The organism is Pseudomonas sp. LBUM1668, from assembly GCF_059695715.1.
Window position 1 is genome coordinate 5,299,581 of record NZ_CP166787.1, and the last position, 25,892, is coordinate 5,325,472.

Annotated in this window: 36 protein-coding genes; 8 read left to right on the forward strand and 28 right to left on the reverse strand. The window is 56.8% G+C overall.

The annotated features are described in order from the left end of the window. Positions 1-43: 43 nt before the first annotated feature. A complete protein-coding gene (locus tag ACA061_RS23845; protein WP_210554816.1) occupies positions 44-1,024 on the reverse strand; it encodes a GlxA family transcriptional regulator in 981 nt (326 codons plus the stop codon). A gap of 101 nt (positions 1,025-1,125) precedes the next feature. Here ACA061_RS23845 and ACA061_RS23850 point away from each other — a divergent pair, with 101 nt between their 5' ends. From ACA061_RS23850 to ACA061_RS23880, 7 genes are all read left to right on the forward strand, one after another. Continuing rightward, positions 1,126-1,680: a cysteine hydrolase family protein gene (locus ACA061_RS23850; protein WP_497300154.1), complete on the forward strand. Its 555-nt coding sequence runs from the start codon at positions 1,126-1,128 to the stop codon at positions 1,678-1,680. Between the two features lie 242 nt (positions 1,681-1,922). Then, complete coding sequence (locus ACA061_RS23855; protein WP_224450914.1) at positions 1,923-2,504, forward strand: YjfI family protein; 582 nt, start codon at positions 1,923-1,925, stop codon at positions 2,502-2,504. A gap of 17 nt (positions 2,505-2,521) precedes the next feature. Next, on the forward strand, positions 2,522-3,220 hold the full coding sequence (locus ACA061_RS23860; RefSeq protein ID WP_042561322.1) for a PspA/IM30 family protein: 699 nt from the start codon (positions 2,522-2,524) through the stop codon (positions 3,218-3,220). Between the two features lie 201 nt (positions 3,221-3,421). Continuing rightward, positions 3,422-4,072 carry a DUF2491 family protein gene (locus tag ACA061_RS23865; RefSeq protein ID WP_497300155.1) on the forward strand — a complete coding sequence of 217 codons (651 nt, stop codon included), beginning with the start codon at positions 3,422-3,424 and terminating at the stop codon, positions 4,070-4,072. Positions 4,073-4,087: 15 nt separating this feature from the next. Further along, positions 4,088-4,513 carry a DUF350 domain-containing protein gene (locus tag ACA061_RS23870; protein ID WP_150595176.1) on the forward strand — a complete coding sequence of 142 codons (426 nt, stop codon included), beginning with the start codon at positions 4,088-4,090 and terminating at the stop codon, positions 4,511-4,513. A 17-nt stretch (positions 4,514-4,530) separates the two neighbouring features. Continuing rightward, positions 4,531-5,223, forward strand: coding sequence for a DUF1190 domain-containing protein (locus tag ACA061_RS23875; RefSeq protein WP_497300156.1), 693 nt, complete (start codon positions 4,531-4,533; stop codon positions 5,221-5,223). Between the two features lie 2 nt (positions 5,224-5,225). After that, entirely contained in the window at positions 5,226-6,383 is a 1,158-nt protein-coding gene (locus tag ACA061_RS23880; protein WP_497300157.1) for a glutathionylspermidine synthase family protein, read from the forward strand. Positions 6,384-6,460: 77 nt separating this feature from the next. Here ACA061_RS23880 and ACA061_RS23885 read toward each other — a convergent pair whose 3' ends face one another. The 3 genes from ACA061_RS23885 to ACA061_RS23895 form a co-directional block, all read right to left on the reverse strand. Continuing rightward, positions 6,461-7,666: an acyltransferase family protein gene (locus ACA061_RS23885; RefSeq protein ID WP_210554813.1), complete on the reverse strand. Its 1,206-nt coding sequence runs from the start codon at positions 7,664-7,666 to the stop codon at positions 6,461-6,463. A 262-nt stretch (positions 7,667-7,928) separates the two neighbouring features. Further along, positions 7,929-8,453, reverse strand: coding sequence for a single-stranded DNA-binding protein (locus ACA061_RS23890; RefSeq protein WP_042561333.1), 525 nt, complete (start codon positions 8,451-8,453; stop codon positions 7,929-7,931). A gap of 9 nt (positions 8,454-8,462) precedes the next feature. Continuing rightward, entirely contained in the window at positions 8,463-9,860 is a 1,398-nt protein-coding gene (locus ACA061_RS23895; RefSeq protein ID WP_042561334.1) for an MFS transporter, read from the reverse strand. Between the two features lie 191 nt (positions 9,861-10,051). Between ACA061_RS23895 and uvrA the strand changes: the two genes are divergently transcribed. Beyond that, entirely contained in the window at positions 10,052-12,886 is a 2,835-nt protein-coding gene (uvrA, locus tag ACA061_RS23900; protein WP_150598137.1) for an excinuclease ABC subunit UvrA, read from the forward strand. A 64-nt stretch (positions 12,887-12,950) separates the two neighbouring features. Here the strand turns inward: uvrA and bfr are convergent, their stop codons facing one another. From bfr to rplV, 24 genes are all read right to left on the reverse strand, one after another. Further along, positions 12,951-13,418 carry a bacterioferritin gene (gene bfr, locus ACA061_RS23905; RefSeq protein WP_047303712.1) on the reverse strand — a complete coding sequence of 156 codons (468 nt, stop codon included), beginning with the start codon at positions 13,416-13,418 and terminating at the stop codon, positions 12,951-12,953. A gap of 149 nt (positions 13,419-13,567) precedes the next feature. Beyond that, a complete protein-coding gene (locus tag ACA061_RS23910; RefSeq protein ID WP_210554811.1) occupies positions 13,568-15,022 on the reverse strand; it encodes a catalase in 1,455 nt (484 codons plus the stop codon). 240 nt (positions 15,023-15,262) lie between these two features. Continuing rightward, positions 15,263-15,649: a 50S ribosomal protein L17 gene (gene rplQ / locus ACA061_RS23915; protein ID WP_042561338.1), complete on the reverse strand. Its 387-nt coding sequence runs from the start codon at positions 15,647-15,649 to the stop codon at positions 15,263-15,265. A 42-nt stretch (positions 15,650-15,691) separates the two neighbouring features. Continuing rightward, a complete protein-coding gene (locus tag ACA061_RS23920; RefSeq protein WP_003186012.1) occupies positions 15,692-16,693 on the reverse strand; it encodes a DNA-directed RNA polymerase subunit alpha in 1,002 nt (333 codons plus the stop codon). Positions 16,694-16,715: 22 nt separating this feature from the next. Then, on the reverse strand, positions 16,716-17,336 hold the full coding sequence (rpsD, locus tag ACA061_RS23925; RefSeq protein WP_003176404.1) for a 30S ribosomal protein S4: 621 nt from the start codon (positions 17,334-17,336) through the stop codon (positions 16,716-16,718). Between the two features lie 18 nt (positions 17,337-17,354). Further along, positions 17,355-17,744: a 30S ribosomal protein S11 gene (rpsK, locus tag ACA061_RS23930; protein WP_002555466.1), complete on the reverse strand. Its 390-nt coding sequence runs from the start codon at positions 17,742-17,744 to the stop codon at positions 17,355-17,357. Positions 17,745-17,774: 30 nt separating this feature from the next. Then, positions 17,775-18,131 (reverse strand): 30S ribosomal protein S13, encoded by a 357-nt coding sequence (gene rpsM / locus ACA061_RS23935; RefSeq protein WP_150595171.1) that lies wholly within the window; start codon positions 18,129-18,131, stop codon positions 17,775-17,777. Positions 18,132-18,260: 129 nt separating this feature from the next. Then, positions 18,261-18,377 (reverse strand): 50S ribosomal protein L36, encoded by a 117-nt coding sequence (gene rpmJ, locus ACA061_RS23940; protein ID WP_002555468.1) that lies wholly within the window; start codon positions 18,375-18,377, stop codon positions 18,261-18,263. Positions 18,378-18,404: 27 nt separating this feature from the next. Further along, complete coding sequence (gene secY / locus ACA061_RS23945; protein ID WP_150595170.1) at positions 18,405-19,733, reverse strand: preprotein translocase subunit SecY; 1,329 nt, start codon at positions 19,731-19,733, stop codon at positions 18,405-18,407. Further along, positions 19,734-20,171: a 50S ribosomal protein L15 gene (rplO, locus tag ACA061_RS23950; protein ID WP_042561340.1), complete on the reverse strand. Its 438-nt coding sequence runs from the start codon at positions 20,169-20,171 to the stop codon at positions 19,734-19,736. A 3-nt stretch (positions 20,172-20,174) separates the two neighbouring features. Further along, the gene (gene rpmD / locus ACA061_RS23955; RefSeq protein ID WP_003176408.1) at positions 20,175-20,351 is read right to left on the reverse strand and encodes a 50S ribosomal protein L30; all 177 of its coding nucleotides are present in this window, start codon (positions 20,349-20,351) and stop codon (positions 20,175-20,177) included. Between the two features lie 2 nt (positions 20,352-20,353). Further along, positions 20,354-20,854, reverse strand: coding sequence for a 30S ribosomal protein S5 (rpsE, locus tag ACA061_RS23960; RefSeq protein WP_003176409.1), 501 nt, complete (start codon positions 20,852-20,854; stop codon positions 20,354-20,356). Positions 20,855-20,857: 3 nt separating this feature from the next. Beyond that, complete coding sequence (gene rplR / locus ACA061_RS23965) at positions 20,858-21,208, reverse strand: 50S ribosomal protein L18 (RefSeq protein ID WP_003186037.1); 351 nt, start codon at positions 21,206-21,208, stop codon at positions 20,858-20,860. Between the two features lie 10 nt (positions 21,209-21,218). Beyond that, positions 21,219-21,752, reverse strand: a complete 534-nt coding sequence (gene rplF, locus ACA061_RS23970) for a 50S ribosomal protein L6 (RefSeq protein ID WP_003176412.1) — start codon at positions 21,750-21,752, stop codon at positions 21,219-21,221. Positions 21,753-21,764: 12 nt separating this feature from the next. Continuing rightward, complete coding sequence (gene rpsH / locus ACA061_RS23975) at positions 21,765-22,157, reverse strand: 30S ribosomal protein S8 (RefSeq protein ID WP_007966178.1); 393 nt, start codon at positions 22,155-22,157, stop codon at positions 21,765-21,767. Between the two features lie 209 nt (positions 22,158-22,366). Then, positions 22,367-22,672 carry a 30S ribosomal protein S14 gene (gene rpsN / locus ACA061_RS23980; RefSeq protein ID WP_003228726.1) on the reverse strand — a complete coding sequence of 102 codons (306 nt, stop codon included), beginning with the start codon at positions 22,670-22,672 and terminating at the stop codon, positions 22,367-22,369. Positions 22,673-22,685: 13 nt separating this feature from the next. Continuing rightward, complete coding sequence (gene rplE, locus ACA061_RS23985; protein ID WP_003210069.1) at positions 22,686-23,225, reverse strand: 50S ribosomal protein L5; 540 nt, start codon at positions 23,223-23,225, stop codon at positions 22,686-22,688. 20 nt (positions 23,226-23,245) lie between these two features. Beyond that, positions 23,246-23,560: a 50S ribosomal protein L24 gene (gene rplX, locus ACA061_RS23990; protein ID WP_042561341.1), complete on the reverse strand. Its 315-nt coding sequence runs from the start codon at positions 23,558-23,560 to the stop codon at positions 23,246-23,248. Positions 23,561-23,571: 11 nt separating this feature from the next. Beyond that, positions 23,572-23,940: a 50S ribosomal protein L14 gene (gene rplN / locus ACA061_RS23995; RefSeq protein WP_002555479.1), complete on the reverse strand. Its 369-nt coding sequence runs from the start codon at positions 23,938-23,940 to the stop codon at positions 23,572-23,574. A gap of 23 nt (positions 23,941-23,963) precedes the next feature. After that, on the reverse strand, positions 23,964-24,230 hold the full coding sequence (gene rpsQ, locus ACA061_RS24000) for a 30S ribosomal protein S17 (protein WP_003194644.1): 267 nt from the start codon (positions 24,228-24,230) through the stop codon (positions 23,964-23,966). Positions 24,231-24,232: 2 nt separating this feature from the next. Then, positions 24,233-24,424, reverse strand: coding sequence for a 50S ribosomal protein L29 (gene rpmC, locus ACA061_RS24005; protein ID WP_002555481.1), 192 nt, complete (start codon positions 24,422-24,424; stop codon positions 24,233-24,235). Further along, positions 24,424-24,837, reverse strand: coding sequence for a 50S ribosomal protein L16 (gene rplP, locus ACA061_RS24010; protein WP_003232424.1), 414 nt, complete (start codon positions 24,835-24,837; stop codon positions 24,424-24,426). Before rplP ends, rpmC begins: the two co-directional genes overlap by 1 nt. A gap of 12 nt (positions 24,838-24,849) precedes the next feature. Continuing rightward, positions 24,850-25,536, reverse strand: coding sequence for a 30S ribosomal protein S3 (gene rpsC / locus ACA061_RS24015; RefSeq protein WP_003176422.1), 687 nt, complete (start codon positions 25,534-25,536; stop codon positions 24,850-24,852). 13 nt (positions 25,537-25,549) lie between these two features. Continuing rightward, positions 25,550-25,882 carry a 50S ribosomal protein L22 gene (gene rplV / locus ACA061_RS24020; protein ID WP_003103908.1) on the reverse strand — a complete coding sequence of 111 codons (333 nt, stop codon included), beginning with the start codon at positions 25,880-25,882 and terminating at the stop codon, positions 25,550-25,552. Between the last annotated feature and the right edge of the window lie 10 nt (positions 25,883-25,892).

Consider the following 25,892-nt stretch of genomic DNA (forward strand, 5'->3'; position numbering starts at 1 on the left):
TCGCGGGCAAGCCCGCTCCCACAGGGATTGAGACAGTCTCTGATTAACGGGCTAAACCAAACCGCCCCCGATACTCACTCGGCGCCAGCCCGGTAATCTTCTTGAAAATCGCGCGGAATGCCCCCGGGTCCTGATACCCCACCGTCCACGCAATATGGTCGATCGTGCCATTGGTGAACTCGAGCATTTCCCGCGCCTTGCCCACCCGCAAATGCTGGCAATATTCGGTTGGTTTCAACCCGGTCGCCGCTCGAAACCGACGCAGAAACGTGCGTTCCTCCAGCCCTGCCCGCTCGGCCATCGTGGTCAGCGAAACATCTGTCGCGCCGGTGCCTTGCAACCAGTGCTGTACCTTGAGAATCGCTGCATCGCCATGACTGAGAATCGGCGCGAAATTACTCCCGCACTCGCTGGCGCTGTCGCTGTGTTCCATCACCAGAAACCGCGCCGTGGCGGTGGCGATACTCGGCCCGAGCAGACGATCGACAAGACGCAACCCCAGCTCCGACCACGCCATCAAACCGGCCGTGGTGATCAAGTCGCCATCATCAACAATCGGTGTGTCAGCCTTGAGCTTGATCTTCGGATAACGCTCGGCGAATGCCTTGGCCGAGGTCCAGTGGGTCGTGGCGCTGCGGCCGTCGAGCAGACCGCTTTCGGCGAGCATCAACGAGCCCACACAAACCCCGCCAAGCGTTGCGCCACGGGCGTGTTGCTCGCGCAGCCATGGTGCCAGACCGGCCGGCATGTGCGCCGCAGAGAATCCAGCGATCGAGGGCGGTATCAACACCGCCAGCAAATGGCTTTCTGTGCCGGGAAGACTGTCGTAAACCCGTGCCGGCGGCCGATCGCTTTCGGCCTGCCAATGACTGACGCGCAACAGCGGCAATTGCGCAGCCTGATGCTCGCCAGCGATCCGGTTGGCCACCGCGAACAGATCAGTCAAACCATGCACCGCCGCCATCTGCGCGCCGGGATAAATCAGCACGCCCAATTCAGCCACGGCGGCCCTTTCTGCGCCCATTGTCAGTTTTCCCCTGTCTATTGTCGGTGCGGCCAATCCTCGAATCATCGGCCAGCGCCAATACTGAAGCCACTTCCAGCCAATACCTCAAGGACACATCCATGGCCAAGCAAGCGCTCATCGTAGTCGATATCCAGAATGACTACTTCCCCCAAGGCAAGTGGCCGCTGGTCGGTGCCGACGCCGCTGCCGACAACGCCGTCCAACTGATCGCAGCGTTCCGCGATGCCGGGGATTCAGTGATCCATATCCGCCACGAATTCACCTCACCCGAGGCACCGTTTTTCACGCCAGGTTCCGACGGCGCGAAGCTGCATCCGAAAGTACTCAACCGCGCCGACGAGCCCGTGGTGCTCAAGCATTTCGTCAACTCGTTCCGCGAAACCGAACTGCAATCGATTCTGGATGAACAAGGCATCAAGGAGTTGGTGGTGGTCGGTAGCATGAGCCACATGTGCGTCGACGGCATCACCCGTGCGGCGGCGGATATGGGTTACAGCGTCACGGTGATCCACGACGCCTGCGCCAGCCGTGATCTGGAGTTCAACGGTCTCACCGTGCCGGCAGCGCACGTCCACGCCGCGTTTATGTCGGCGCTGGGTTTTGCGTACGCCAACGTGGTGTCCACTGACGAATTCCTCACCGCCAACCGCTAAAACCCTGCAGAACGACACTTTTTAAACACTAAGGCCCGCCTCGCAGCGGGCCTTTTTTCGTCTGTCATGAAAATCTCACGCGTGAGTCATTGATGGCACTTTGAATTGGTTGTAGTGTGGCTCACGCGTGAGACATTCATAACCGAGTCAATGCCATGAAAAGCCGCTCCCCCGCCGTTGCATCAGAAAGCCCCAAGGGTGAGCGCTCGAAACCGTCCGCGAAAAAACCGTCGAGTTTCTATATGAAACAGATGCGCGCGGGCCTGGCTGCCGCCGGTTATGTGAAACACGAAACTTGGGTGCTTCCCGAAAACCGAAGCTTGCTCAAGCAGATGGAGCAACAGCTACGCCAACCGATTCTGGCTGGCTCAATCATGTCGGAGAATTACATGAGCGCAGGCAACAACTGGAACATCGATAGCCTCTTCAACGCCCTCAAGGCACTGGACGAGGTGGCTTCGCAAGAGATCACGCTGTCTCTGATCCAGAGCTCCGAGCCCAGCATCAAGCTGGAAATGAACGATTTCGGCGGCCTGCCGATTCACATCGCCCTGGCCGGTCAGCAGATCATCGTCGACACCGTGCTGGTGGACATCGATTCGATCACTGACGTCCAAGCCTTCAACGACGCCGTGCTGCGCAGCCGGGAAATGTTCCCGCTATCGTCGATCGGTATCGAGTCGATGCCGAACGGCCAGACCGTTTACAACATGTTTGGCGCCCTGAGCGCCGACTCGAGCCTGACCAACGTGGTTACCGAGGTGAAAACCCTGGTCGACAACGTGCAGCGCGCGAGCGAAGCCTTCGAACACTTCTTCAAGTAATCAACAGGGAATATCCAATGACTCAGTCCATCTGGAGCAAGTTGTTCACCGCACTGCGCGGCGGCGCCAGTGAAGTCGGCGAAAGCATCGTCGACCAACAGGCCCTGCGTATCCTCGATCAGGAAATCCGCGACGCCGATACCGCGCTGTCGAACGCCCGTCGTGAACTGGTCACCATCATGGCCAAGCACAAACTGGCCGCCGACCGCGTGAGCGAGTACGACGCCAAGATCAAGGATCTGGAAGCCAAAGCTGTTTCGGCCCTGAACGCCGGCCGTGAAGACCTGGCACTGGAAGTGGCCGAAGCGATTTCGACCCTGACCAACGACCTTGATGTCGAGAAGAAACAAAGCGACGAGTTCGGCACCTACGCCGCCAACATGCGCAAAGACATCAACAAGGCCGAATCGCGGATCAAGAGCCTGCGCCAGCAAGTGGACATGGCCAAGGCTCGTGACAGCGTGCAGAAAGCCCAGGTCAGCGCGTCCATCGCCAGTGGCGGCGCCAACGGCAAACTGGAAACCGCAGTCGGCACCTTGAACCGCCTGCAAGCCAAACAGCAGCAACGTGCTGCCGAACTGAGCGCTGCGGACGAACTGGCTGATGCCGCGACCGGCAACGATCTGGACCGCAAACTGCGCGACGCCGGCATCACGCCGAACGAAGGCAGCGCCAATGCGATCCTCGAACGCCTGAAGCAGAAATCCGCTCAGTAACACGCACCGTGTAGGAGCTGCCGAAGGCTGCGATCTTTTGATCTGTTGTCAAAATCAAAAGATCGCAGCCTGCGGCAGCTCCTACACGTTTTTATGCATCCGCAACATTTGCATTTTGCCTGCTCGTTCACCACGCAGCCCGGTACACTAGCGACGTTTTTTTGCCAACGAACACCTCCACCCGCTTCAAGGAACGTACCCATGGGATGGTTTAAAGATTTGCTGGGCACCAGCAACTGGCAGACCGCTGCGCCAACGCCAACCGTTGCCGGCGGCCCACTCGGCATGGCGCAAGGCAAGGGTGTCAGGTTCGATTCGACCCTTTCGTTGCTGCTCGACGGTTCGACTTCGGTGCGTGTGCCCTTCGATCAGGCGGTCTGGAGCGCAGGCTGGGTCGATCTCGGCCAGTCCAACAAACTGCACCGCTATTACATGAACGACGAGGATTTCTGGGTGCAGATCCACGTCACCGGCGATGACCAGATCGAATCGGTCACGCTCTTCAACTATCTCAGTTACGTGACCGTCAACAGCGATGCCGAACTGCAGCGCCTGGCCGGCCCCAACAGCCTGATCGGCCTGCCGGCCTACACCCACGACGGTGTCGAATACACCCGTGAGTGGGGCACCGAACAAGGCCAGACCGAACTGGTGCCGATGACTGAGCACGTGGTCAATGCGGACGAAAGCTACACCATCAACCACCACTCAATGCTCTACGCACGCGAGACCGGCCTGACCGATCGCCGCGAACTGTTGCTGTTCTCCGTCGAACAGGATGAAGAAGGCACCGTCAGCCTGAGCACCTCGCTGGGCATCTCGTTGTACACGACTGACCTGAGCACCATTTAAATAAGGAAGTTTTCCATGCTGGAAGTGCTGGCCGTTTCGCTTAACAAGACCGCGTTGACCGGTTTCATCGTCTACCTGATTGGCGCCGTGCTGCTGTTCATGCTGTTTCAGTTCGTCTACACCCGCGTCACCCCGCACAAAGAGTTCGAGCTGATTCGTTCCGGCAACACGGCCGCTGCCGTCGCGCTGGCCGGTGCAATCATCGGTTTCGCCATTCCTGCCAGTAACGTGATTGCCTTTTCGGTCAACGTTGTCGACTTCGTGGTTTGGGCGGTGATCGCCGCAGTGGTGCAACTGCTGGCGTTCCTTGGCACGACCCTGGTGCTCAAAGGTACTTCCCAGCGCATCGCCAACGGTGAAGTGGCCGCTGGCATCTATGTCGCCGCCGTCGCGATCAGCGTCGGCATGCTCAACGCTGCGTGCATGACACCGTCCAACTGATCGGCAGGAAGCCCTAGATGAAACGAAGTAAATACGTTCAGCTGTCCCTCGCGGCGTCGGTGGCCATCGCCATCTCCGGCGAAGCGGCGGCGGTCGATCAGCCACGCAACTTCCAGAGCGTGGAACAGTGCGTCGATGCAGAAGTCGCTGCTGATGTTTGCTCCAATGCCTACGTTGCGGCTCTGACCGAGCACCGACGCATCGCTCCGGCGTACGACGACAAAGCGAAGTGCGACGCGGATTTTGCCGCCGACTGGTGTCAGAAAAATTCCGACGGCCGCTTCGTGCCGAAACTCGGCGGCTTCAAAGTGCCGCAGCCCGGTGAAGCCGCGCAAAATCTCGATGCCATCGCCGACGCGCAGATGCCGGCGGGTGACACAACATCCAGCAACGCGACCCAGAGCACTTCGCACTACTCCGGTGGTGGGGGCGGCAATGGCATGTTGACCGGATGGCTGATCGGCAATGCGATGAGCAACAACTCCAACCGCACGGTTTACCGCGACCGCGATACACGCCAGACCTACAACACTTCGACGCAGTACCGCAAAATCGAATCGGCACCGCGCAGCCAACCGGACTACGAGAGCACCAGAAGCAAACCGGTGAACGTCGCCTCCTCGACTTCCCGTGGCGGCTTCGGCAGCCAGTCCAGCGCGCGCAGCGGTTGGGGTGGCTGGGGTAGCAGCTCCGGTCGTTCGAGCAGCTGACCATGAAAAAGATCCACTGCGCCGAGCGCCCCGACTGGAAACAGACAGCCGAGAGCCTCGGCTTCATGTTCCACACCATCGACGACGAACCCTACTGGGATGAAAGCGCGTACTACCAGTTCACGCTCGCGCAGATCGAAAATGATCTGGAAGACCCGACCACCGAACTGCACGAGATGTGCATGGATCTGGTCGACCGCGTGGTGCGCAGCGAAGCGTTGCTTGATCGGTTGAGCATCCCGCCTGCGTACTACGACATGACCCGCACGTCCTGGCTGGAAGGTCATCCGCATCTGTACGGACGCATGGACTTTTCCTACAGCGGCAACGGCCCGGCAAAACTGCTGGAGCTCAACTACGACACGCCGACCAGCCTCTACGAAGCGGCGGCGTTCCAGTGGGGCTGGCTGGAGCAATGCATCGAGCGCGGCACGCTGCCGAGCCATGCCGACCAGTTCAACAGCATCGACACCAAACTGCATCAAGCCTTCGCCGAGTTGCAGCTCAAGCGGCCGTTCTACTTCGCCTCGATGAAAGACTCGGTTGAAGACAAGGGCACCACGGACTACCTGCGCCTGATCGCGGAAAAAGTCGGCATCGAATCACGGCACATCGACATCGAGGACATTGGCCTCAGTGCCGATGGCCGATTCGTCGACCTGCAGGATCGCTGGATCCCGCACCTATTCAAGTTGCACGCCTGGGAGTTCATCTTCCACGAGCCGTTCGGCGCGGCGATTGCCGCGTGCGATACGCAATTTTTCGAGCCGGCGTGGAAAGCGATCCTCTCGAACAAAGGCGCGTTGCCGTTGCTGTGGGAGTTGCACGAGGGCCATCCGAATCTGCTCGCGGCACATCTTGATCCGAATCCGGCCAGCGCCGTGCCCAAGGGCTGGGTGCGCAAGCCGTACTTTTCCCGGGAAGGCGCCAACATCGAGCTGCAAACCGCGGACGGTCTGATCGTCAAAGAAGACGGGCCTTACACCGATGCGCCGTTCATCCTGCAGGAGTTCGCGCCATTGCCGAAGTTCGACGACAGCTACACGCTGATCGGTTCCTGGGTAATTGGTGATCAAGCGGCCGGGATTGGTGTGCGTGAGGACAACAGTCTGATTACCAAGGATTCGAGCCGGTTCTTGCCGCACCTGATTCTGGACTGAGCCGTTAAAGCGCAAATTGTCAGCAACAAAAAACCCGTAGCGTGGAAGCGCTACGGGTTTTTTGTTAATGGCCTGGCTTATGAAAATTCGGTCGAGCGTACCGGATTCGGTACTGCAGGCGTTTCCTTGGTCACTTCGGTGGTGCTGGCGCGGGCCATTCTGCGCTGCGCAATTTCCGCACCGCGGCGGCGTAGGGGCGTTTCGACAAAGCGGTAGTTCAGCTCGCTGCAGACCACCATGATCGCAAACGAGGTGAGCAACATTTCTACGGTGAACTCAGGCCCCAGTTCAACGCCCCTTTCGCTGGCCACTCGACTCCAGATTTCGGTGCTCAAGTGATAGGCAAACATATGCACGACATACAAGGCGTACGAGCGCGACCCCAGCCATTGTCCTAGCCCGCTCAAGAACGCCGGGCAATAGATATAGCCCTTCTGGTAACTGGAGAGCCAGACCAGAATCAACGCATTTAATGCGATCAGGCCGACCGCAATTGGCATGGCGATCAGTTGACCGGCAATAGCACCGAGCATGTAAAGCAGGAACAGCGTCAGCGCCAGCCGTTTGGCCAGGCTGCCGCCCAGCGCCACAGGCTCGATGTCCTTGTATAACGAGGTGCGCGTAAACAGGCACAACAGAATGCCCCACATCATCGCGTCCACGCGGAACGAGAAAAGCATGCCGGCCAACGGCCCGCCAAACGCATAGCGATTGAACGGGAACTGCACGGCAATCAGCGCGAGCAGTGCGATCACCCGCCAACGGGTTGAGGTGATAAGCAGCAGGAACAGCGGGAAGATGAAATAAAACTGCTCCTCCAGCGCCAAGCTCCAGTACACCGAGTTCGGCCCCAATAGCACGCCGTACTGATTCGCCAGATTCCCCGTGAACGTGGCGATTGCAGTGAAGCTGCGCAGATTTTCGAACCACGACTGAAACGCATTGGACTGGTTGAAGAAGATCGAGAACGCCAACGGAATCAGCACCCACAGCCACGCGGTGGGCAGCAGACGATAAGCGCGACGGATCCAGAACGACGTGGCGGCAACGCCGAACCGGTTCTGCTCACGGTTTTTATCGAAATAGTCCAGGTACGCCTTGCTGACCACGTAACCGGAAATACAGAAAAACAAATCCACCCCCGACCAAGGGGAATAAATGTTGAACAGTTTCTGCATGAACTCAGCATGAAACGGCAGCAACATGGAGCTATGGGCAAACACCGTCATCAGGATCGCCACGCCGCGCAGGTACTCGATTTCCTTGTTCTTGCTACTGCTCATGGGTTTCTCTTGTTGTTATGGAACAGCCCCTACACCGGGGGACCTGTTCTTGCAGAAAATCGACTGGATCGCCAGTCGCCGGGACGGATCATGGATCGGCTTGGCCCTGCCTTCAAGACTCAGTACAAAACTTTACCGCCGCGATCGCCGGGACCGCTCGGTCACCTCATGGAGCGTCCGCCACTTTCAGCCCTGCCAAAACGACAAAACCCCCGCAATGCGGGGGTTCTGATACTAAATCCGGAGCGATTCAGGAGACGAATCAGAACGGAATATCGTCATCAAAGCTGTCGAAATCCGGAGCCGGTTGCGGCGCGGCTTGCTGTGGAGCCGGGGCCGAACGCTGTTGCGGCGCCGACTGCTGCGGGCGCGGAGCCTGCTGACGTGGCGCTGGAGCGGACTGCTGATAGTTGTTGCCGCCGCCTTGTTGCTCGCCCTGTTGTGGACGGCCGCCAAGCAGTTGCATGGTGCCTTGCATGTCGACCACGATTTCGGTGGTGTAACGCTTGATACCGTCTTTTTCCCACTCACGGGTCTGCAGCTTGCCTTCGATGTAAACCTGCGAGCCTTTACGCAGGTATTCGCCAGCGATTTCTGCAACCTTGCCGAACATCGAAACACGGTGCCATTCGGTCTTCTCGACCTTCTGACCGGTTTGCTTGTCGGTCCACTGTTCGCTGGTTGCCAGACTCAGGTTGGTCACGGCGTTACCGTTAGGCAGGTAGCGAACTTCGGGATCCTGGCCGCAAGTGCCGACCAATATGACTTTGTTAACCCCACGGGCCATAACGTTCTCCTAGGCTTCGCAAGCAGCCCCGGCCGGGTTGTTCACCAGGCGTTCGAGGGTGTCGCGATCCACTAATTCTTTGTCCAGTTTGATGTAAACAGCCGCTTCATCAGCAACTATCACTGCATCGGTTACCCCTACGAGGGCCTTGAGGCGCTCGACCAGACCCGCTTCGCGGATCGCCTCGGGCGACAACGGCAAGCGCAGGCTCGTCACGTAGGGAGGTTCGCGCATGGTAACAGCAAAGGCCAGCCATATGGCAGCCAGCCCGGCACATCCAAGGAACACAACCGACAGACCGCCATGCTGAAACAACCAGCCGCCGAGTATCCCGCCGAGTGCCGAACCGAGGAACTGGCTGGTGGAATACACGCCCATGGCCGTGCCCTTCCCGCCCGCCGGTGAAACCTTGCTGATCAGCGACGGCAATGAAGCCTCCAGCAGATTGAACGCGGTGAAAAACACCACCGTGCCAATCACCAGAGCCCGCAAGCTGTCACCGAACTGCCAGAAGAATAGCTCAGTCAGCATCAGCGTCATGACGGCACCGAGCAAAACTCGTTTCATTTTGCGTTTCTTCTCGCCATAGATGATGAACGGGATCATGGCGAAGAACGAAATCAGCAGTGCTGTCAGGTAGACCCACCAGTGCTGCTCCTTGGGCAAACCGGCTTTTTCTACCAGCGCCAAGGGCAGCGCGACGAAGCTCGACATCAACATGGCATGTAACACAAAGATGCCCAGATCCAGGCGCAACAGATCCGGATGCTTGAGCGTCGGCAGCAACGCCTGCCGCGCCACACCCGATTCACGGTGCTGCAACGGCCCGGTGGATTTCGGCACCATGAACATGACGATCACGATTCCGACCAGCGCCATCGCGCCAGTGGCGAGAAACAATCCGGACAAGCCGAAAGCACTGGTCAGCAGCGGCCCGACCACCATGGCCACGGCGAACGACAGGCCGATGGTCATGCCGATCATCGCCATCGCTTTGGTGCGGTGTTGTTCACGGGTCAGGTCAGACAGTAACGCCATGACCGCAGCGGAAATCGCCCCGGCGCCTTGCAGGATCCGCCCGGCGATCACGCCCCAGATCGAGTCAGCCTGAGAGGCCAGCACACTGCCGAGGGCGAAGACGATCAGCCCCAGGTAAATCACTGGCCGACGGCCGATGCGGTCGGAAATGAATCCGAACGGAATCTGGAAAATCGCCTGTGTCAGGCCGTAAGCGCCGATAGCCAACCCAATCAGCGCCGGGGTCGCTCCTGCCAGATCCATGCCGTAGGTCGCCAGTACCGGCAACACCATGAACATGCCAAGCATACGGAAGGCGAACACCAGGGCCAGACCGCTCGCTGCGCGGGTCTCGCTGCCACTCATGCGTTCGCTGTGGGGATCGTGCATGGAAAAACCTCGTGTGAACCGGCGGCGATTCTACCAGTCCCATCGAAAGACGGGGTATATCGCGACGCTTTGCCACGCATAGATGAAACTCTCTTCATGCAAGGCAAAAAACGCTTGGCTTGATAGTGTGCATCCATCCAGTATTTGCCCGTATACTCCTACGTTTTCGACGCCCGCCGAGCGAGGCCACTTTGGACAAGATCCTGATACGTGGGGCCCGTACCCACAACCTGAAGAACATCGACCTGACCCTGCCACGGGACAAACTGATCGTCATCACCGGCCTGTCCGGATCCGGCAAGTCGTCCCTGGCCTTCGACACCCTGTACGCCGAAGGTCAGCGCCGCTATGTCGAATCCCTGTCGGCCTACGCCCGGCAGTTCCTGTCGATGATGGAAAAACCTGACGTCGACACCATTGAAGGCCTGTCGCCGGCAATCTCCATCGAACAAAAGTCGACCTCGCACAACCCGCGCTCCACGGTCGGCACCATCACCGAAATCTACGACTACCTGCGCCTGCTCTATGCGCGCGTCGGTACGCCGCGTTGCCCGGATCACGATATCCCGCTTGAAGCGCAGACCGTCAGCCAGATGGTCGATCTGGTGCTGGCGCAGCCGGAGGGCAGCAAACTGATGCTGCTGGCACCGGTGATTCGCGAGCGTAAAGGCGAGCATCTGTCGGTTTTTGAAGAACTGCGTGCGCAAGGTTTCGTCCGCGCCCGGGTCAATGGCCGAATCTGCGAACTCGACGAACTGCCGAAACTGGATAAACAGAAGAAGCACTCGATCGATGTGATCGTCGACCGCTTCAAGGTTCGCGCCGATCTGCAGCAGCGTCTGGCCGAGTCTTTCGAGACCGCGCTAAAGCTCGCGGACGGTATCGCCCTCGTGGCGCCGATGGACGACGAGCCAGGCGAAGAGATGATCTTCTCCGCACGCTTTGCCTGCCCGATCTGCGGCCATGCAATCAGCGAACTCGAACCCAAGCTGTTTTCCTTCAACAACCCGGCCGGCGCCTGCCCGACCTGCGACGGCCTGGGCGTTAAGCAATTCTTTGACATCAAGCGACTGGTCAACGGCGAACTGACGCTGGCCGAAGGCGCGATCCGCGGCTGGGACCGGCGTAACGTCTATTACTTCCAGATGCTCGGCTCGCTGGCCTCGCACTATGGTTTCAGTCTGGAGAAGCCATTCAACGAACTGCCGGCCGATCAGCAGAAGTTCATCCTGCACGGCAGCGGCTCGCAGAACGTCGACTTCAAATACCTCAATGACCGTGGCGATATCGTCAAACGTTCGCACCCGTTCGAAGGCATCGTGCCGAACCTGGAGCGACGTTACCGCGAAACCGAATCGGCGAGCGTGCGTGAAGAGCTGGCCAAGTTCCTCAGTACCCAGTCCTGCCCGGATTGCCGAGGCACCCGTCTGCGTCGCGAGGCGCGGCACGTCTGGGTCGGCGAGAAGACTCTGCCGGCGGTGACCAACCTGCCAATCGGCGATGCCTGCGAGTATTTCGGCACGCTGAAGCTGACCGGTCGTCGTGGCGAAATTGCCGACAAGATCCTCAAGGAAATCCGCGAGCGTCTGCAGTTTCTGGTTAACGTCGGGCTGGACTACCTGTCGCTGGACCGCAGCGCGGACACCCTTTCCGGCGGTGAAGCCCAGCGGATTCGTCTGGCCAGTCAGATCGGTGCTGGTCTGGTGGGCGTGTTGTACATCCTCGACGAACCGTCGATTGGCTTGCACCAGCGGGATAACGACCGACTGCTCGGCACACTCAAACATCTGCGCGATATCGGCAACACGGTAATAGTGGTCGAGCACGACGAGGACGCCATCCGTTTGGCCGACTACGTTGTGGATATCGGCCCGGGCGCCGGTGTGCATGGCGGCCATATCGTCGCCGAAGGTACGCCCGCCGAAGTCATGGCGCACCCGGACTCACTGACTGGCAAATACTTGTCTGGCAGGGTGAAGATCGCAGTGCCAGCCAAGCGCACGCCACGCAACAAGAAGCTGACCCTGTCACTCAAGGGCGCGCGCGGTAACAACTTGCGCAATGTCGATCTGGAAATCCCGATCGGCCTGCTGACCTGCGTGACCGGCGTGTCCGGTTCGGGCAAATCGACGCTGATCAACAACACGCTGTTCCCACTGAGCGCTACGGCACTCAACGGCGCGACCACGCTGGAAGCCGCAGCACACGACAGCATCAAAGGCCTGGAACATCTCGACAAAGTCGTCGATATCGACCAGAGCCCGATCGGTCGTACGCCGCGCTCCAACCCGGCGACCTACACCGGGTTGTTCACGCCGATCCGCGAACTGTTCGCCGGCGTGCCGGAATCACGCTCGCGTGGTTACGGGCCTGGGCGTTTCTCGTTCAACGTCAAGGGCGGTCGCTGCGAAGCGTGCCAAGGCGATGGTCTGATCAAGGTGGAAATGCACTTCCTGCCGGACATCTATGTGCCGTGCGACGTGTGCAAGAGCAAGCGCTACAACCGCGAAACCCTTGAGATCAAGTACAAGGGCAAGAATATCCACGAAACCCTCGAGATGACGATCGAGGAAGCCCGGGTGTTCTTCGATGCGGTGCCGGCGCTGGCGCGCAAGCTGCAAACGCTGATGGATGTGGGGCTGTCGTACATCAAGCTGGGGCAGTCGGCGACTACGCTGTCCGGCGGTGAAGCGCAGCGGGTCAAGCTCTCTCGCGAGCTATCCAAACGCGACACCGGCAAGACCCTGTACATCCTCGATGAGCCGACCACGGGCCTGCACTTCGCGGATATCCAGCAATTGCTAGACGTGCTGCATCGCCTGCGCGATCACGGCAACACCGTGGTGGTGATCGAACACAACCTGGACGTGATCAAGACGGCTGACTGGCTGGTTGATCTCGGGCCTGAAGGCGGTTCCAAGGGTGGACAGATCATCGCCACCGGCACGCCAGAGGAAGTGGCCGAGATGAAGCAATCTCACACCGGTTACTACCTCAAGCCGTTGCTGATCCGAGATCGTGCCTAAACACCGGGCATGAAAAAGCCCCTGTCACTTCATCAGTGACAGGGGCTTTTTTGTATCTTTGCAATCAGGAAGTATGAGACTGCAGATAGTTCTCGAGACCGATCAGCTTGATCAGGCCCAACTGCTTTTCCAGCCAGTAGGTGTGATCTTCTTCGGTGTCGTTCAGCTGGATCCGCAGGATCTCACGACTGACGTAGTCCTTGTGTTGCTCGCAGAGCTCAATGCCTTTGCACAGCGCAGCACGGACTTTGTACTCAAGACGCAGATCCGCTTCGAGCATCTCCGGTACCGTGGTGCCGACATCCAGATCATCCGGACGCATACGCGGTGTGCCTTCAAGCATCAGAATCCGGCGCATCAACGCATCGGCGTGACCTGCCTCTTCTTCCATCTCGTGGTTGATTCGCTCGTAGAGCTTGGTGAACCCCCAGTCCTCATACATCCGCGAATGCACAAAATATTGGTCACGCGCGGCCAGTTCGCCGGTCAGCAACGTGTTGAGGTAATCGATAACATCTGGGTGGCCTTGCATCGCCCTACATCTCCCTGCTTGAAAGGCTGTAGTTTGAACCAACCTGACTGGAAGGTCACCCTTTCTACGCAATAAAAGCGAAGATATTCTGAGAAAAGCGGCCTAAATAACGCAAAAACCGCCCAAATGAGGGCGGTTCTGCTTCTCGTTTAGACTTCGTTAAGCTGTACGTTGAGCAGCTTTGCGATTGCGTCTCCATACGCCGGATCGGCTTTATAGAAGTGCTGCAACTGACGGTCGACGACGTCAGGCGAAACCCCGCTCATTGCCCCGGCGATGTTGCTGACTAACAACGCTTTTTGCTCGTCACCCATCAAGCGGAACAGTGCACCGGCGTGGCTGTAGTAGTCGGTGTCTTCGCGGTGATCGTAACGATCAGCCGCACCGCTCAAGGCCAGCGCAGGCTCAGCATAATGCGGCGCTTGCTTTGGCGACTCGATGTAGCTGTTCGGCTCGTAATTAGGTGCCGCACCACCGTTGCTGCCAAAAGCCATCGAGCCATCGCGCTGATAAGTATTCACCGGACTGCGCGGAGCATTCACCGGCAATTGCTGGTGGTTGGTGCCGACACGGTAGCGATGGGCATCAGCGTAAGCGAACACACGACCTTGCAGCATACGGTCAGGCGAGAGACCGACGCCTGGAACCATGTTGCTGGGGCCGAATGCGGCTTGCTCGACTTCAGCAAAGTAATTCAGTGGGTTGCGGTTCAATTCCAGCTCACCCACTTCGATCAGCGGGAATTCTTTCTGCGACCAGGTTTTGGTGACATCGAACGGGTTCTCGAAATGCGCCGCAGCCTGAGCTTCGGTCATGATCTGGATGCACACGCGCCATTTCGGGAAGTCACCACGCTCGATCGCTTCGAACAGGTCACGCTGGGCGTAATCCGGATCGGTGCCCGCCAGACGTGCAGCGTCTGCCGGCGCCAGGTTCTTGATCCCTTGCTTGGTCTTGTAGTGCCACTTCACCCAGTGACGCTCGCCCTGCGCGCTGATCAGGCTATAAGTGTGGCTGCCGAAACCATGCATGTGACGGTAGCCGTCAGGAATGCCGCGATCAGAGAACAGGATCGTGACCTGGTGCAGGGCTTCGGGTGAGTGCGACCAGAAGTCCCACATCATTTGCGCACTTTTCAGGTTGCTTTGTGGCAGACGCTTTTGAGTGTGGATGAAGTCTGGAAACTTCAGGGGATCGCGAATGAAGAACACTGGCGTGTTGTTGCCAACGATGTCCCAGTTGCCTTCTTCGGTGTAAAACCTCAAAGCGAAACCACGAGGATCGCGCTCGGTATCAGCCGATCCACGCTCGCCACCGACGGTGGAGAATCGCAGAAAAGTCGGGGTTTGCTTGCCCACAGACTCGAACAGCTTGGCGCTGGTGTACTGGGTGATATCGCGGGTAACAGTGAACGTACCGTAAGCACCCGAGCCCTTGGCATGTACGCGGCGCTCAGGAATGTTTTCACGGTTGAAATGGGCGAGCTTCTCGAGCAAGTGAAAATCGTCGAGCAGCAGCGGGCCGCGAGGGCCGGCAGAGCGAGAATTCTGGTTATCAGCGACAGGAGCGCCACTGGCAGTCGTAAGCGTTTTAATCTGGCTCATACGGTCTTCTTCCTCTTTCAGTCTTCAAACTGCCGGCTAATCGGCTTGGTGGGAAGTATTGATCATCAACGTGACACCTACAAATTCATTACCTTGCGGGCATCGATAGAAAATTACTAATGATCATTTCCCGCACATGATGACAAGAGAACAGTGTCGGAAGCTTGTACGAATCACTCATTTTCTTTCAGGCACAAAAAACCGGGCACTAGGCCCGGTTCTTCGTTTCAGACTGACGTCTTACTCAGCGGATACAGCTTCACCGCCGGTAGCACGATCAACCAACTCGACGTACGCCATAGGCGCGTTGTCGCCAGTGCGGAAGCCGCACTTGAGGATGCGCAGGTAGCCACCCTCACGGGTAGCGTAACGCTTGCCCAGGTCGTTGAAGAGCTTACCAACGATAGCTTTCGAACGAGTACGGTCGAAAACCAAACGGCGGTTAGCCAGGCTGTCTGTCTTGGCCAAAGTGATCAGCGGCTCAGCAACGCGACGCAGTTCTTTAGCTTTCGGCAGTGTAGTTTTGATCAGCTCGTGCTCGAACAGCGACACCGCCATGTTTTGGAACATGGCCTTGCGGTGCGAGCTGGTGCGGCTCAGGTGACGACCACTTTTACGATGACGCATGGTTCATTCCTTACCAAACACTACGTTCGGTGATTACGACGATCAGGCAGTCGCCTTGTCGTCCTTCTTAAGACTTGCAGGCGGCCAGTTGTCGAGGCGCATGCCGAGGGACAGACCGCGGGAGGCCAGAACGTCCTTGATTTCAGTCAAGGATTTCTTGCCCAGGTTCGGAGTCTTCAACAGCTCTACTTCGGTACGCTGAATCAGGTCACCGATGTAGTAGATGTTTTCCGCCTTAAGGCAGTTAGCCGAACGTACAGTCAGTTCCAGATCGTCAACCGGGCGAAGCAGGATCGGATCGATCTCGTCTTCCTGCTCGACAACCACTGGCTCACTGTCACCTTTGAGGTCGACGAACGCAGCCAACTGCTGTTGCAGAATGGTTGCAGCGCGGCGAATAGCCTCTTCAGGATCCAGAGTACCGTTGGTTTCCAGATCAATAACCAGCTTGTCCAGGTTAGTACGCTGCTCGACACGGGCGTTTTCCACCACGTATGCGATACGGCGAACCGGGCTGAACGAAGAGTCAAGCTGCAAGCGACCGATGCTGCGGCTTTCGTCTTCATCGCTCTGACGCGAGTCGGCTGGTTCATAACCACGACCACGAGCTACAGTGAGCTTCATGTTCAGGGCGCCGTTAGACGCCAGGTTAGCGATTACGTGATCGGGATTAACGATCTCGACATCATGATCCAGCTGAATATCGGCAGCGGTAACCACCCCCGAACCCTTCTTCGACAAGGTCAGCGTAACTTCGTCACGACCGTGCAGCTTGATGGCCAGACCTTTAAGGTTCAACAGGATTTCAATTACGTCTTCCTGTACACCTTCGATGGCGCTGTACTCGTGGAGCACACCGTCAATCTCGGCCTCGACTACTGCGCAGCCGGGCATTGAGGACAACAGGATGCGTCGCAGCGCGTTGCCCAGGGTGTGGCCAAAACCACGCTCGAGAGGCTCGAGAGTGATCTTGGCGCGGGTTGGACTGACAACCTGCACATCAATATGGCGGGGTGTCAGGAACTCATTTACCGAAATCTGCATGGATGCACCTATTTTCTAGCCCTTACTTGGAGTAGAGCTCGACAATCAGGCTTTCGTTGATGTCGGCGGACAGATCACTGCGAGCAGGAACGTTCTTGAAAACGCCCGACTTCTTCTCAGTGTCTACTTCTACCCATTCTACGCGGCCACGTTGGGCACACAGATCGAGAGCTTGGACAATGCGAAGCTGGTTTTTTGCTTTCTCGCGAACTGCAACCACGTCACCAGCACGAACCTGATACGACGGAACGTTTACGGTCTGACCGTTAACGCTGATCGACTTGTGCGATACCAGCTGGCGGGATTCGGCACGAGTCGAACCAAAGCCCATACGGTATACAACGTTGTCCAGACGGCATTCGAGCAGTTGCAGCAGGTTTTCACCGGTTGCACCTTTCTTGCCAGCAGCTTCTTTGTAGTAGCCGCTGAACTGACGCTCGAGAACGCCGTAGATACGACGGACCTTCTGCTTTTCACGCAGTTGGGTGCCGTAGTCGGACTGGCGACCGCGGCGTTGGCCGTGGATACCAGGTGCTGCTTCAATGTTGCACTTCGATTCGATCGCGCGCACGCCGCTCTTCAGGAAGAGATCGGTGCCTTCGCGACGAGCGAGTTTGCATTTTGGACCAATGTAACGAGCCATTCTTTACAATCTCCTGGATTACACGCGGCGCTTCTTCGGCGGACGGCACCCGTTGTGCGGGATTGGCGTCACGTCGGTGATGCTGGCGATCTTATAGCCACAGCCGTTCAATGCACGGACAGCAGACTCACGACCTGGACCTGGACCTTTGACGTTAACGTCGAGGTTTTTCAGGCCATATTCCAGCGCAGCTTGACCAGCACGTTCAGCAGCTACTTGAGCAGCAAACGGGGTGGACTTGCGGGAACCGCGGAAACCCGAACCACCGGAGGTAGCCCAAGAAAGCGCGTTACCTTGACGGTCGGTGATGGTCACGATTGTGTTGTTAAAAGAAGCATGGATGTGGGCGATGCCATCAACCACTGTCTTTTTAACTTTTTTACGAGGACGAGCAGCAGGTTTTGCCATGATTAATTTCCTGTCGATTCGCGTGGGCGATTACTTGCGGATCGGCTTACGCGGACCTTTACGGGTACGCGCGTTAGTCTTGGTACGCTGACCGCGCACTGGAAGACCACGACGATGACGCAGACCGCGGTAGCAACCGAGATCCATCAAACGCTTGATTTTCATGTTGACTTCGCGACGCAGGTCACCTTCAGTGGTGAACTTCGCCACTTCGCCACGCAACTGTTCAATCTGCTCGTCGCTCAGATCTTTGATCTTTGCGGCTGGGTTTACCCCAGTCTCTGCGCAAATTTTCTGCGCAGTAGTGCGACCAACACCATAGATGTAGGTCAGCGAGATAACAGTGTGCTTGTTATCTGGAATGTTAACGCCTGCAATACGGGCCATTCAGTGGGACTCCAATTGACAGCTACCTACGCCCCGGAAGCCAAGAAATAGGGCGCGAGATAATATCGCTGTAATAACAAATAATCAACCCGGCAGCGCACTAGCTGCCGGGCTTCAAGCGGATCACACTCAGCCTTGGCGCTGTTTGTGACGCGGTTCCGCGCTGCAAATTACTCGAACAACACCTTCGCGGCGAATAATTTTGCAGTTACGGCACAGCTTTTTCACCGATGCACGAACTTTCATCACCAACTCCTCGAACCTTATGGGTACTCAGCGCAACATGCCGCTGCCGTAACCCTTCAGGTTGGCTTTCTTCATCAGGGATTCGTACTGGTGCGAAACGAGGTGCGATTGTACTTGGGACATGAAGTCCATCACAACCACGACCACGATCAGCAACGAGGTCCCGCCAAGGTAGAACGGAACGTTTGCCGCAACCACCAGGAACTGGGGCAACAGACATACGGCCGTCATATATAGAGCACCGAACAGGGTCAAACGGGTCAGAACGCCATCAATGTAGCGCGCCGACTGCTCGCCCGGACGGATACCCGGAATAAAGGCACCGGACTTCTTCAGGTTTTCCGCTACGTCTTTCGGATTGAACATCAACGCCGTATAGAAGAAGCAGAAGAAAATAATCCCTGCACTAAACAGCAGAATATTCAACGGCTGACCAGGAGCGATCGACTGCGAGATGTCCTGCAACCAGCCCATACCTTCAGACTGACCGAACCAGGTACCCAACGAAGCCGGGAACAGCAAAATGCTGCTCGCGAAAATAGCCGGAATAACACCGGCCATGTTCACCTTCAGCGGCAAGTGGCTAGTCTGCGCAGCGAAGACCTTACGGCCCTGCTGACGCTTGGCGTAGTGAACAGCAATACGACGCTGACCACGCTCAATGAACACCACAAAACCGATAATCGCTACTGCCAGCAAACCGATCGCAACCAGGGCAAAAATGTTGATATCACCCTGACGCGCAGACTCGAAAGACTGCCCGATCGCTCTCGGAAGACCGGCGACGATACCTGCGAAAATCAACATCGAGATACCGTTGCCAACACCACGCTCAGTAATCTGCTCACCCAGCCACATCATGAACATCGCACCAGCCACAAAAGTGGATACCGCGACGAAATGGAAGCCAAAGTCACCAGTGAACGATACGCCCTGCCCTGCCAGACCAATGGACATGCCAATAGCCTGAACGAGAGCGAGAACGACAGTGCCGTAGCGGGTGTACTGAGCAATCTTGCGACGCCCAGCTTCACCTTCCTTCTTCAACTGTTCCAGCTGCGGGCTGACGGCTGTCATCAGTTGCATGATGATCGATGCCGAAATGTACGGCATGATCCCCAGTGCAAAGATGCTCATCCGTTCCAGCGCGCCGCCGGAGAACATGTTGAACAAGCTAAGAATGGTCCCCTCATTCTGTCGAAACAGTTCTGCGAGTCGGTCCGGGTTAATACCTGGAACCGGGATGTGTGCGCCTATTCGGTAGACGATAATCGCCAGGAACAGAAAACGCAGACGAGCCCAGAGTTCAGACATACCGCCTTTGCCGAGCGCAGAGAGAGCACCTTGCTTAGCCATTTATTCCTCGAACTTGCCGCCAGCTGCTTCGATAGCCGAACGCGCACCTTTGGTGGCGCCGATTCCCTTGCCGATAGTGACAGCGCGAGTCACTTCACCGGACAGCATGATTTTCACACGCTGTACGTTGACGTTAATCACGTTGGCATCTTTCAGGGACTGCACGGTGACGATGTCGCCTTCCACTTTAGCCAGCTCGGACAGACGCACTTCTGCGCGATCCATAGCCTTGAGGGAAACGAAACCGAACTTCGGCAGGCGACGATGCAGCGGCTGTTGACCGCCTTCAAAGCCTGGAGCAATGGTGCCACCGGAGCGGGAGGTCTGACCTTTGTGGCCGCGGCCACCAGTCTTACCCAAACCGCTACCGATACCACGGCCCGGACGATGCTTTTCACGACGGGAACCCGGCGCTGGACTCAGATCATTGAGTTTCATCGATTAACCCTCGACACGCAGCATGTAGTAAGCCTTGTTGATCATCCCGCGATTCTCGGGAGTATCCTGGACTTCTACAGTGTGACCGATGCGACGCAGACCCAAACCCTTAACGCACAATTTGTGGTTAGGGATGCGGCCGGTCATGCTTTTGATCAGCGTTACTTTAACGGTAGCCATGATCAGAAGATCTCCTTGACGGTCAAGCCACGCTTGGCAGCAATAGACTCAGGAGATTGCATGGCTTTCAGACCCTTGAAAGTGGCGTGAACCACGTTTACCGGGTTAGTCGAGCCGTAGCACTTGGCCAGAACGTTCTGAACGCCAGCAACTTCGAGGACAGCACGCATAGCGCCGCCAGCGATGATACCGGTACCTTCAGAAGCAGGCTGCATGTACACCTTCGAAGCGCCGTGAGCGGACTTCATTGCGTACTGCAGAGTGGTGCCGTTCAGGTCAACTTGGATCATGTTGCGGCGAGCAGCTTCCATTGCCTTCTGGATCGCAGCAGGCACTTCACGTGACTTGCCACGGCCGAAGCCAACACGCCCTTTACCATCACCAACCACGGTCAACGCGGTGAAAGTGAAGATACGGCCGCCTTTAACGGTTTTGGCTACGCGGTTAACTTGAACCAGCTTCTCAATGTAGCCTTCGTCGCGCTTTTGGTCGTTATTTGACATAACTTAGAACTCCAGCCCAGCTTCACGAGCAGCATCAGCCAGCGCTTTAACGCGGCCGTGGTACTTGAAGCCAGAGCGGTCGAAAGCCACTTGCGAGACGCCAGCGGCCTTAGCACGCGTAGCGACCAGCTGGCCAACCTTTGTGGCCGCGTCGATGTTGCCAGTGGCACCATCACGCAGTTCTTTATCCAAAGTCGAGGCGCTTGCCAAGACTTTGTTGCCGTCGGCCGAGATGACCTGGGCGTAGATGTGCTGCGACGAGCGGAACACGCAGAGACGCACGACTTCGAGTTCGTGCATTTTCAGGCGTGCTTTGCGAGCGCGACGCAGTCGAGTAACTTTTTTGTCGGTCATTTGCTATGCCCTACTTCTTCTTGGCTTCTTTACGACGGACGACTTCGTCCGCGTAGCGCACACCTTTGCCTTTGTACGGCTCTGGTGGACGGAAGTCGCGGATCTCAGCGGCCACTTGACCTACCAGCTGCTTATCGATGCCCTTGATCAGGATATCGGTCTGGCTAGGAGTCTCAGCGGTGATGCCTTCCGGCAGTTCGTAATCCACTGGGTGCGAGAAGCCAAGGGCAAGGTTCAAAACCGTGCCTTTTGCTTGCGCTTTGTAACCAACACCGACCAGCTGGAGCTTACGCTCGAAGCCTTGGCTTACGCCTTGGACCATGTTGTTTACCAACGCACGCGTGGTACCGGCCATTGCGCGAGTTTGTTGATCGCCATTGCGAGCAGCGAAACGCAGCTCACCAGCTTCTTCAACAATCTCAACGGACGAATGGATGTTCAGTTCAAGAGTGCCCTTGGCACCCTTCACCGAAAGCTGTTGGCCTGCGAATTTTACTTCGACACCGGCTGGCAGCTTAACGGGGTTCTTAGCGACGCGAGACATGCTTATCCCCCCTTAGAACACAGTGCAAAGAACTTCGCCGCCGACACCGGCAGCGCGCGCAGCACGATCCGTCATCACACCTTTGTTGGTGGAGACGATAGACACGCCAAGACCGCCACGAACTTTCGGCAGATCTTCAACGGACTTGTACTGACGCAGGCCTGGACGACTAACGCGCTTCACTTCTTCGATAACCGGACGGCCTTCGAAGTACTTCAGCGAGATGGACAACGACGGCTTAGCGTCGGTGGTGATCTGAAAATCCGCGATGTAACCTTCGTCCTTCAGGACTTTTGCTACAGCCACCTTCAGCGTGGAAGACGGCATGCTTACGACAGACTTTTCAGCCATCTGGGCATTACGGATTCGAGTTAGCATGTCCGCTAACGGGTCCTGCATACTCATGGGCTAGACGCTCCTAATACAGAAAAATTAGCCTTGCGGCTACTACTTGTCGCCGAGAACTTCCGGGCATGAAAAACACGGGCTCAGGCGAGCCGGTCATTCTAGACACACCCCAGAAATGAATCAAGCCCCAAAAGGGGCTTGATTCAAATTCAAGGCCACCGATGGTCAGGTTCTTACAAACCCGACCATCAAGGCTTTGACAGCGATTACCAGCTGGCTTTAACCAGACCTGGAACGTCACCACGCATTGCAGCTTCACGCAACTTGTTACGGCCAAGGCCGAACTTGCGGTAAACGCCGTGCGGACGACCAGTCAGGCGGCAACGGTTACGCATGCGCGAAGCGCTTGCGTCACGTGGTTGCTTCTGCAGAGCTACGGTAGCTTCCCAACGCGCTTCTGGACTTGCGTTCAGATCAACGATGATAGCTTTCAGCGCTGCACGCTTGGTGGCGTACTTGGCAACAGTGAGCTGACGCTTCAGCTCACGGTTTTTCATGCTCTTCTTGGCCATTTTCCTACTCCAATCAGTTGCGGAACGGGAATTTGAAAGCGCGCAGCAGAGCGCGGCCTTCATCATCGTTCTTGGCAGTGGTGGTCAGGGTAATGTCCAGACCGCGGAGAGCATCGATCTTGTCGTAGTCGATTTCCGGGAAAATGATCTGCTCTTTTACGCCCATGCTGTAGTTACCACGACCATCGAAGGACTTGGCATTCAGGCCGCGGAAGTCGCGAACCCGAGGCAGGGAGATCGACAGCAGACGATCCAGGAACTCATACATACGCTCACGGCGCAGAGTCACCTTGACACCGATCGGCCATCCTTCGCGGACTTTAAAGCCAGCGATGGATTTACGAGCGTAGGTCACAACGACTTTTTGGCCGGTGATCTTTTCCAGGTCAGCAACAGCGTGCTCGATGACTTTTTTGTCGCCGATCGCTTCGCCCAGACCCATGTTCAGGGTGATTTTGGTAACGCGCGGAACTTCCATCACGTTCGAAAGCTTAAGTTCTTCCTTAAGTTTCGGAGCGATTTCCTTCCGGTAAATCTCTTTTAGTCGTGCCATGGTCTTCTACCTAGCAGTGTTCAAGCATCAACCGCTTTTTGGGTCGACTTGAAGACACGAATTTTCTTACCTTCTTCTACTTTGAAACCAACGCGGTCAGCCTTGTTGGTTTCGCCATTGAAGATGGCTACGTTAGAAGCGTGCAGTGGCGCTTCTTTCTCGACGATACCGCCTTGTACGCCCGACATCGGGTTAGGCTTGGTATGACGCTTGACCAGGTTCAGACCACCAACAACCAGACGGTTGTCAGCAAGAACCTTCAGCACCTTACCGCGCTTACCTTTGTCTTTGCCGGCGATCACGATGATCTCGTCGTCACGACGAATCTTTTGCATGTCGGATCTCCTTACAGCACTTCTGGGGCGAGCGAGACGATCTTCATGAACTTCTCAGTACGAAGTTCACGGGTCACTGGCCCAAAGATACGGGTGCCGATCGGCTCTTGCTTGTTGTTCAGAAGAACAGCAGCGTTGCCATCAAAGCGGATAATGGAGCCATCAGCACGACGTACGCCGTGACGAGTGCGGACTACAACAGCAGTCATCACTTGGCCTTTTTTCACTTTACCGCGAGGAATTGCTTCCTTCACGGTAACTTTGATGATGTCACCGATACCAGCGTAACGACGATGGGAGCCACCCAGCACCTTGATGCACATAACACGGCGAGCGCCGCTGTTATCGGCCACATCGAGCATGGATTGAGTCTGAATCATATAATTTCTCCGACCCCTAGTCCTTAGACTTCCACAGCGCGTTCGAGAACATCAACCAGTGCCCAAGACTTGGTCTTGGCCATCGGACGAGTTTCACGAATAGTGACTTTGTCGCCGATGTGGCACTGATTGGTTTCGTCGTGCGCGTGCAGCTTAGTCGAACGCTTAACATATTTACCGTAGATCGGGTGCTTTACGCGACGCTCGATCAGAACGGTGATGGTTTTGTCCATCTTGTCGCTGACAACACGGCCAGTCAGCGTACGGACAGTTTTTTCGGCTTCAGCCATGATCACTTACCTGCCTGCTGGTTAAGCACAGTCTTCACGCGAGCGATGTCACGCTTAACTTGCGAGAGCAGATGAGACTGCCCCAACTGGCCAGTTGCTTTCTGCATACGCAGATTGAACTGGTCGCGCAGCAAGCCGAGCAGTTGCTCGTTCAGCTGCTGTGCGGATTTTTCACGAAGTTCATTCGCTTTCATCACATCACCGTCCGTTTAACAAAGGCGGTGGCGAGCGGCAGCTTTGCAGCAGCCAGGGCAAAAGCCTCACGCGCCAGCTCTTCAGTTACACCCTCGATTTCATACAGGACTTTGCCTGGCTGAATCTGGGCAACCCAGTATTCCACGTTACCCTTACCTTTACCCATACGAACCTCGAGAGGCTTTTTGGAGATCGGCTTGTCCGGGAATACACGGATCCAGATCTTGCCGCCACGTTTAACGTGACGGGTCAGAGCACGACGCGCTGACTCGATCTGACGAGCGGTGAGACGACCACGAGCTACAGACTTCAGCGCGAACTCGCCGAAGCTGACTTTGCTACCGCGCTGAGCCAGGCCACGGTTGTGACCTGTCATCTGCTTGCGGAACTTCGTACGCTTAGGTTGCAACATTTGGCGTACCCCTTACTTAGCAGCTTTTTTACGAGGCGCTGGTGCTTGTGGTTTCAGTTCTTCTTGGCGACCACCAATTACTTCGCCTTTGAAGATCCAAACCTTTACACCGATCACACCATAAGTGGTGTGAGCTTCGTAGTTGGCATAGTCGATGTCGGCACGCAGGGTGTGCAGTGGCACACGACCTTCGCGATACCATTCAGTACGTGCGATTTCAGCACCGCCGAGACGACCGCTCACTTGGATTTTGATGCCTTTGGCACCAATGCGCATGGCGTTTTGTACAGCGCGCTTCATAGCGCGACGGAACATAACGCGACGCTCCAGCTGCTGAGCTACGCTCTGCGCAACCAGCATACCGTCGAGCTCCGGCTTACGGATCTCTTCGATATTGATGTGCACAGGCACACCCATTTGCTTGGTCAGGTCCTGACGCAGTTTCTCAACATCTTCACCTTTCTTCCCGATAACGATACCTGGACGAGCGGTGTGGATGGTGATACGTGCAGTTTGCGCCGGACGATGGATATCGATACGGCTTACGGACGCGCTTTTTAGTTTGTCTTGGAGATACTCACGCACCTTCAGATCAGCGAACAAATAGTCCGCATAAGTCCGACCGTCTGCGTACCAGACGGAGGTGTGCTCCTTGACGATTCCCAGGCGAATGCCAATGGGATGTACTTTCTGACCCATCTCTTCGACTCCGTTACTTGTCAGCAACCTTGACAGTGATATGGCAAGACCGCTTGACGATGCGATCAGCACGGCCTTTGGCACGTGGCATGATGCGCTTCAGCGAACGCCCTTCGTTGACGAAAACGGTGCTGACCTTCAGGTCATCAACGTCTGCGCCTTCGTTATGCTCGGCGTTGGCTACGGCCGACTCCAGCACTTTCTTCATGATCTCGGCGGCTTTCTTACTGCTGAAAGCCAACAAGTTGAGCGCTTCGCCCACCTTCTTCCCGCGAATCTGGTCGGCGACCAAGCGGGCTTTCTGGGCGGAGATTCGAGCGCCCGACAACTTAGCGGCTACTTCCATTTCCTAACCC

Bases quoted from the DNA above. Each gene is read 5' to 3' on its own strand.
- ACA061_RS23845 (WP_210554816.1), bottom strand. From the start codon at position 1,024: ATGGGCGCAGAAAGGGCCGCCGTGGCTGAATTGGGCGTGCTGATTTAT.
- ACA061_RS23850 (WP_497300154.1), top strand. From the start codon at position 1,126: ATGGCCAAGCAAGCGCTCATCGTAGTCGATATCCAGAATGACTACTTC.
- ACA061_RS23855 (WP_224450914.1), top strand. From the start codon at position 1,923: ATGAAACAGATGCGCGCGGGCCTGGCTGCCGCCGGTTATGTGAAACAC.
- ACA061_RS23860 (WP_042561322.1), top strand. From the start codon at position 2,522: ATGACTCAGTCCATCTGGAGCAAGTTGTTCACCGCACTGCGCGGCGGC.
- ACA061_RS23865 (WP_497300155.1), top strand. From the start codon at position 3,422: ATGGGATGGTTTAAAGATTTGCTGGGCACCAGCAACTGGCAGACCGCT.
- ACA061_RS23870 (WP_150595176.1), top strand. From the start codon at position 4,088: ATGCTGGAAGTGCTGGCCGTTTCGCTTAACAAGACCGCGTTGACCGGT.
- ACA061_RS23875 (WP_497300156.1), top strand. From the start codon at position 4,531: ATGAAACGAAGTAAATACGTTCAGCTGTCCCTCGCGGCGTCGGTGGCC.
- ACA061_RS23880 (WP_497300157.1), top strand. From the start codon at position 5,226: ATGAAAAAGATCCACTGCGCCGAGCGCCCCGACTGGAAACAGACAGCC.
- ACA061_RS23885 (WP_210554813.1), bottom strand. From the start codon at position 7,666: ATGAGCAGTAGCAAGAACAAGGAAATCGAGTACCTGCGCGGCGTGGCG.
- ACA061_RS23890 (WP_042561333.1), bottom strand. From the start codon at position 8,453: ATGGCCCGTGGGGTTAACAAAGTCATATTGGTCGGCACTTGCGGCCAG.
- ACA061_RS23895 (WP_042561334.1), bottom strand. From the start codon at position 9,860: ATGCACGATCCCCACAGCGAACGCATGAGTGGCAGCGAGACCCGCGCA.
- bfr (WP_047303712.1), bottom strand. From the start codon at position 13,418: ATGCAAGGCCACCCAGATGTTATCGATTACCTCAACACGTTGCTGACC.
- ACA061_RS23910 (WP_210554811.1), bottom strand. From the start codon at position 15,022: ATGAGCCAGATTAAAACGCTTACGACTGCCAGTGGCGCTCCTGTCGCT.
- rplQ (WP_042561338.1), bottom strand. From the start codon at position 15,649: ATGCGTCATCGTAAAAGTGGTCGTCACCTGAGCCGCACCAGCTCGCAC.
- ACA061_RS23920 (WP_003186012.1), bottom strand. From the start codon at position 16,693: ATGCAGATTTCGGTAAATGAGTTCCTGACACCCCGCCATATTGATGTG.
- rpsD (WP_003176404.1), bottom strand. From the start codon at position 17,336: ATGGCTCGTTACATTGGTCCAAAATGCAAACTCGCTCGTCGCGAAGGC.
- rpsK (WP_002555466.1), bottom strand. From the start codon at position 17,744: ATGGCAAAACCTGCTGCTCGTCCTCGTAAAAAAGTTAAAAAGACAGTG.
- rpsM (WP_150595171.1), bottom strand. From the start codon at position 18,131: ATGGCCCGTATTGCAGGCGTTAACATTCCAGATAACAAGCACACTGTT.
- rpmJ (WP_002555468.1), bottom strand. From the start codon at position 18,377: ATGAAAGTTCGTGCATCGGTGAAAAAGCTGTGCCGTAACTGCAAAATT.
- secY (WP_150595170.1), bottom strand. From the start codon at position 19,733: ATGGCTAAGCAAGGTGCTCTCTCTGCGCTCGGCAAAGGCGGTATGTCT.
- rplO (WP_042561340.1), bottom strand. From the start codon at position 20,171: ATGAAACTCAATGATCTGAGTCCAGCGCCGGGTTCCCGTCGTGAAAAG.
- rpmD (WP_003176408.1), bottom strand. From the start codon at position 20,351: ATGGCTACCGTTAAAGTAACGCTGATCAAAAGCATGACCGGCCGCATC.
- rpsE (WP_003176409.1), bottom strand. From the start codon at position 20,854: ATGTCAAATAACGACCAAAAGCGCGACGAAGGCTACATTGAGAAGCTG.
- rplR (WP_003186037.1), bottom strand. From the start codon at position 21,208: ATGACCGACAAAAAAGTTACTCGACTGCGTCGCGCTCGCAAAGCACGC.
- rplF (WP_003176412.1), bottom strand. From the start codon at position 21,752: ATGTCTCGCGTCGCTAAGAACCCCGTTAAGCTGCCAGCCGGTGTCGAA.
- rpsH (WP_007966178.1), bottom strand. From the start codon at position 22,157: ATGAGTATGCAGGACCCGTTAGCGGACATGCTAACTCGAATCCGTAAT.
- rpsN (WP_003228726.1), bottom strand. From the start codon at position 22,672: ATGGCCAAGAAGAGCATGAAAAACCGTGAGCTGAAGCGTCAGCTCACT.
- rplE (WP_003210069.1), bottom strand. From the start codon at position 23,225: ATGGCACGACTAAAAGAGATTTACCGGAAGGAAATCGCTCCGAAACTT.
- rplX (WP_042561341.1), bottom strand. From the start codon at position 23,560: ATGCAAAAGATTCGTCGTGACGACGAGATCATCGTGATCGCCGGCAAA.
- rplN (WP_002555479.1), bottom strand. From the start codon at position 23,940: ATGATTCAGACTCAATCCATGCTCGATGTGGCCGATAACAGCGGCGCT.
- rpsQ (WP_003194644.1), bottom strand. From the start codon at position 24,230: ATGGCTGAAGCCGAAAAAACTGTCCGTACGCTGACTGGCCGTGTTGTC.
- rpmC (WP_002555481.1), bottom strand. From the start codon at position 24,424: ATGAAAGCGAATGAACTTCGTGAAAAATCCGCACAGCAGCTGAACGAG.
- rplP (WP_003232424.1), bottom strand. From the start codon at position 24,837: ATGTTGCAACCTAAGCGTACGAAGTTCCGCAAGCAGATGACAGGTCAC.
- rpsC (WP_003176422.1), bottom strand. From the start codon at position 25,536: ATGGGTCAGAAAGTACATCCCATTGGCATTCGCCTGGGAATCGTCAAG.
- rplV (WP_003103908.1), bottom strand. From the start codon at position 25,882: ATGGAAGTAGCCGCTAAGTTGTCGGGCGCTCGAATCTCCGCCCAGAAA.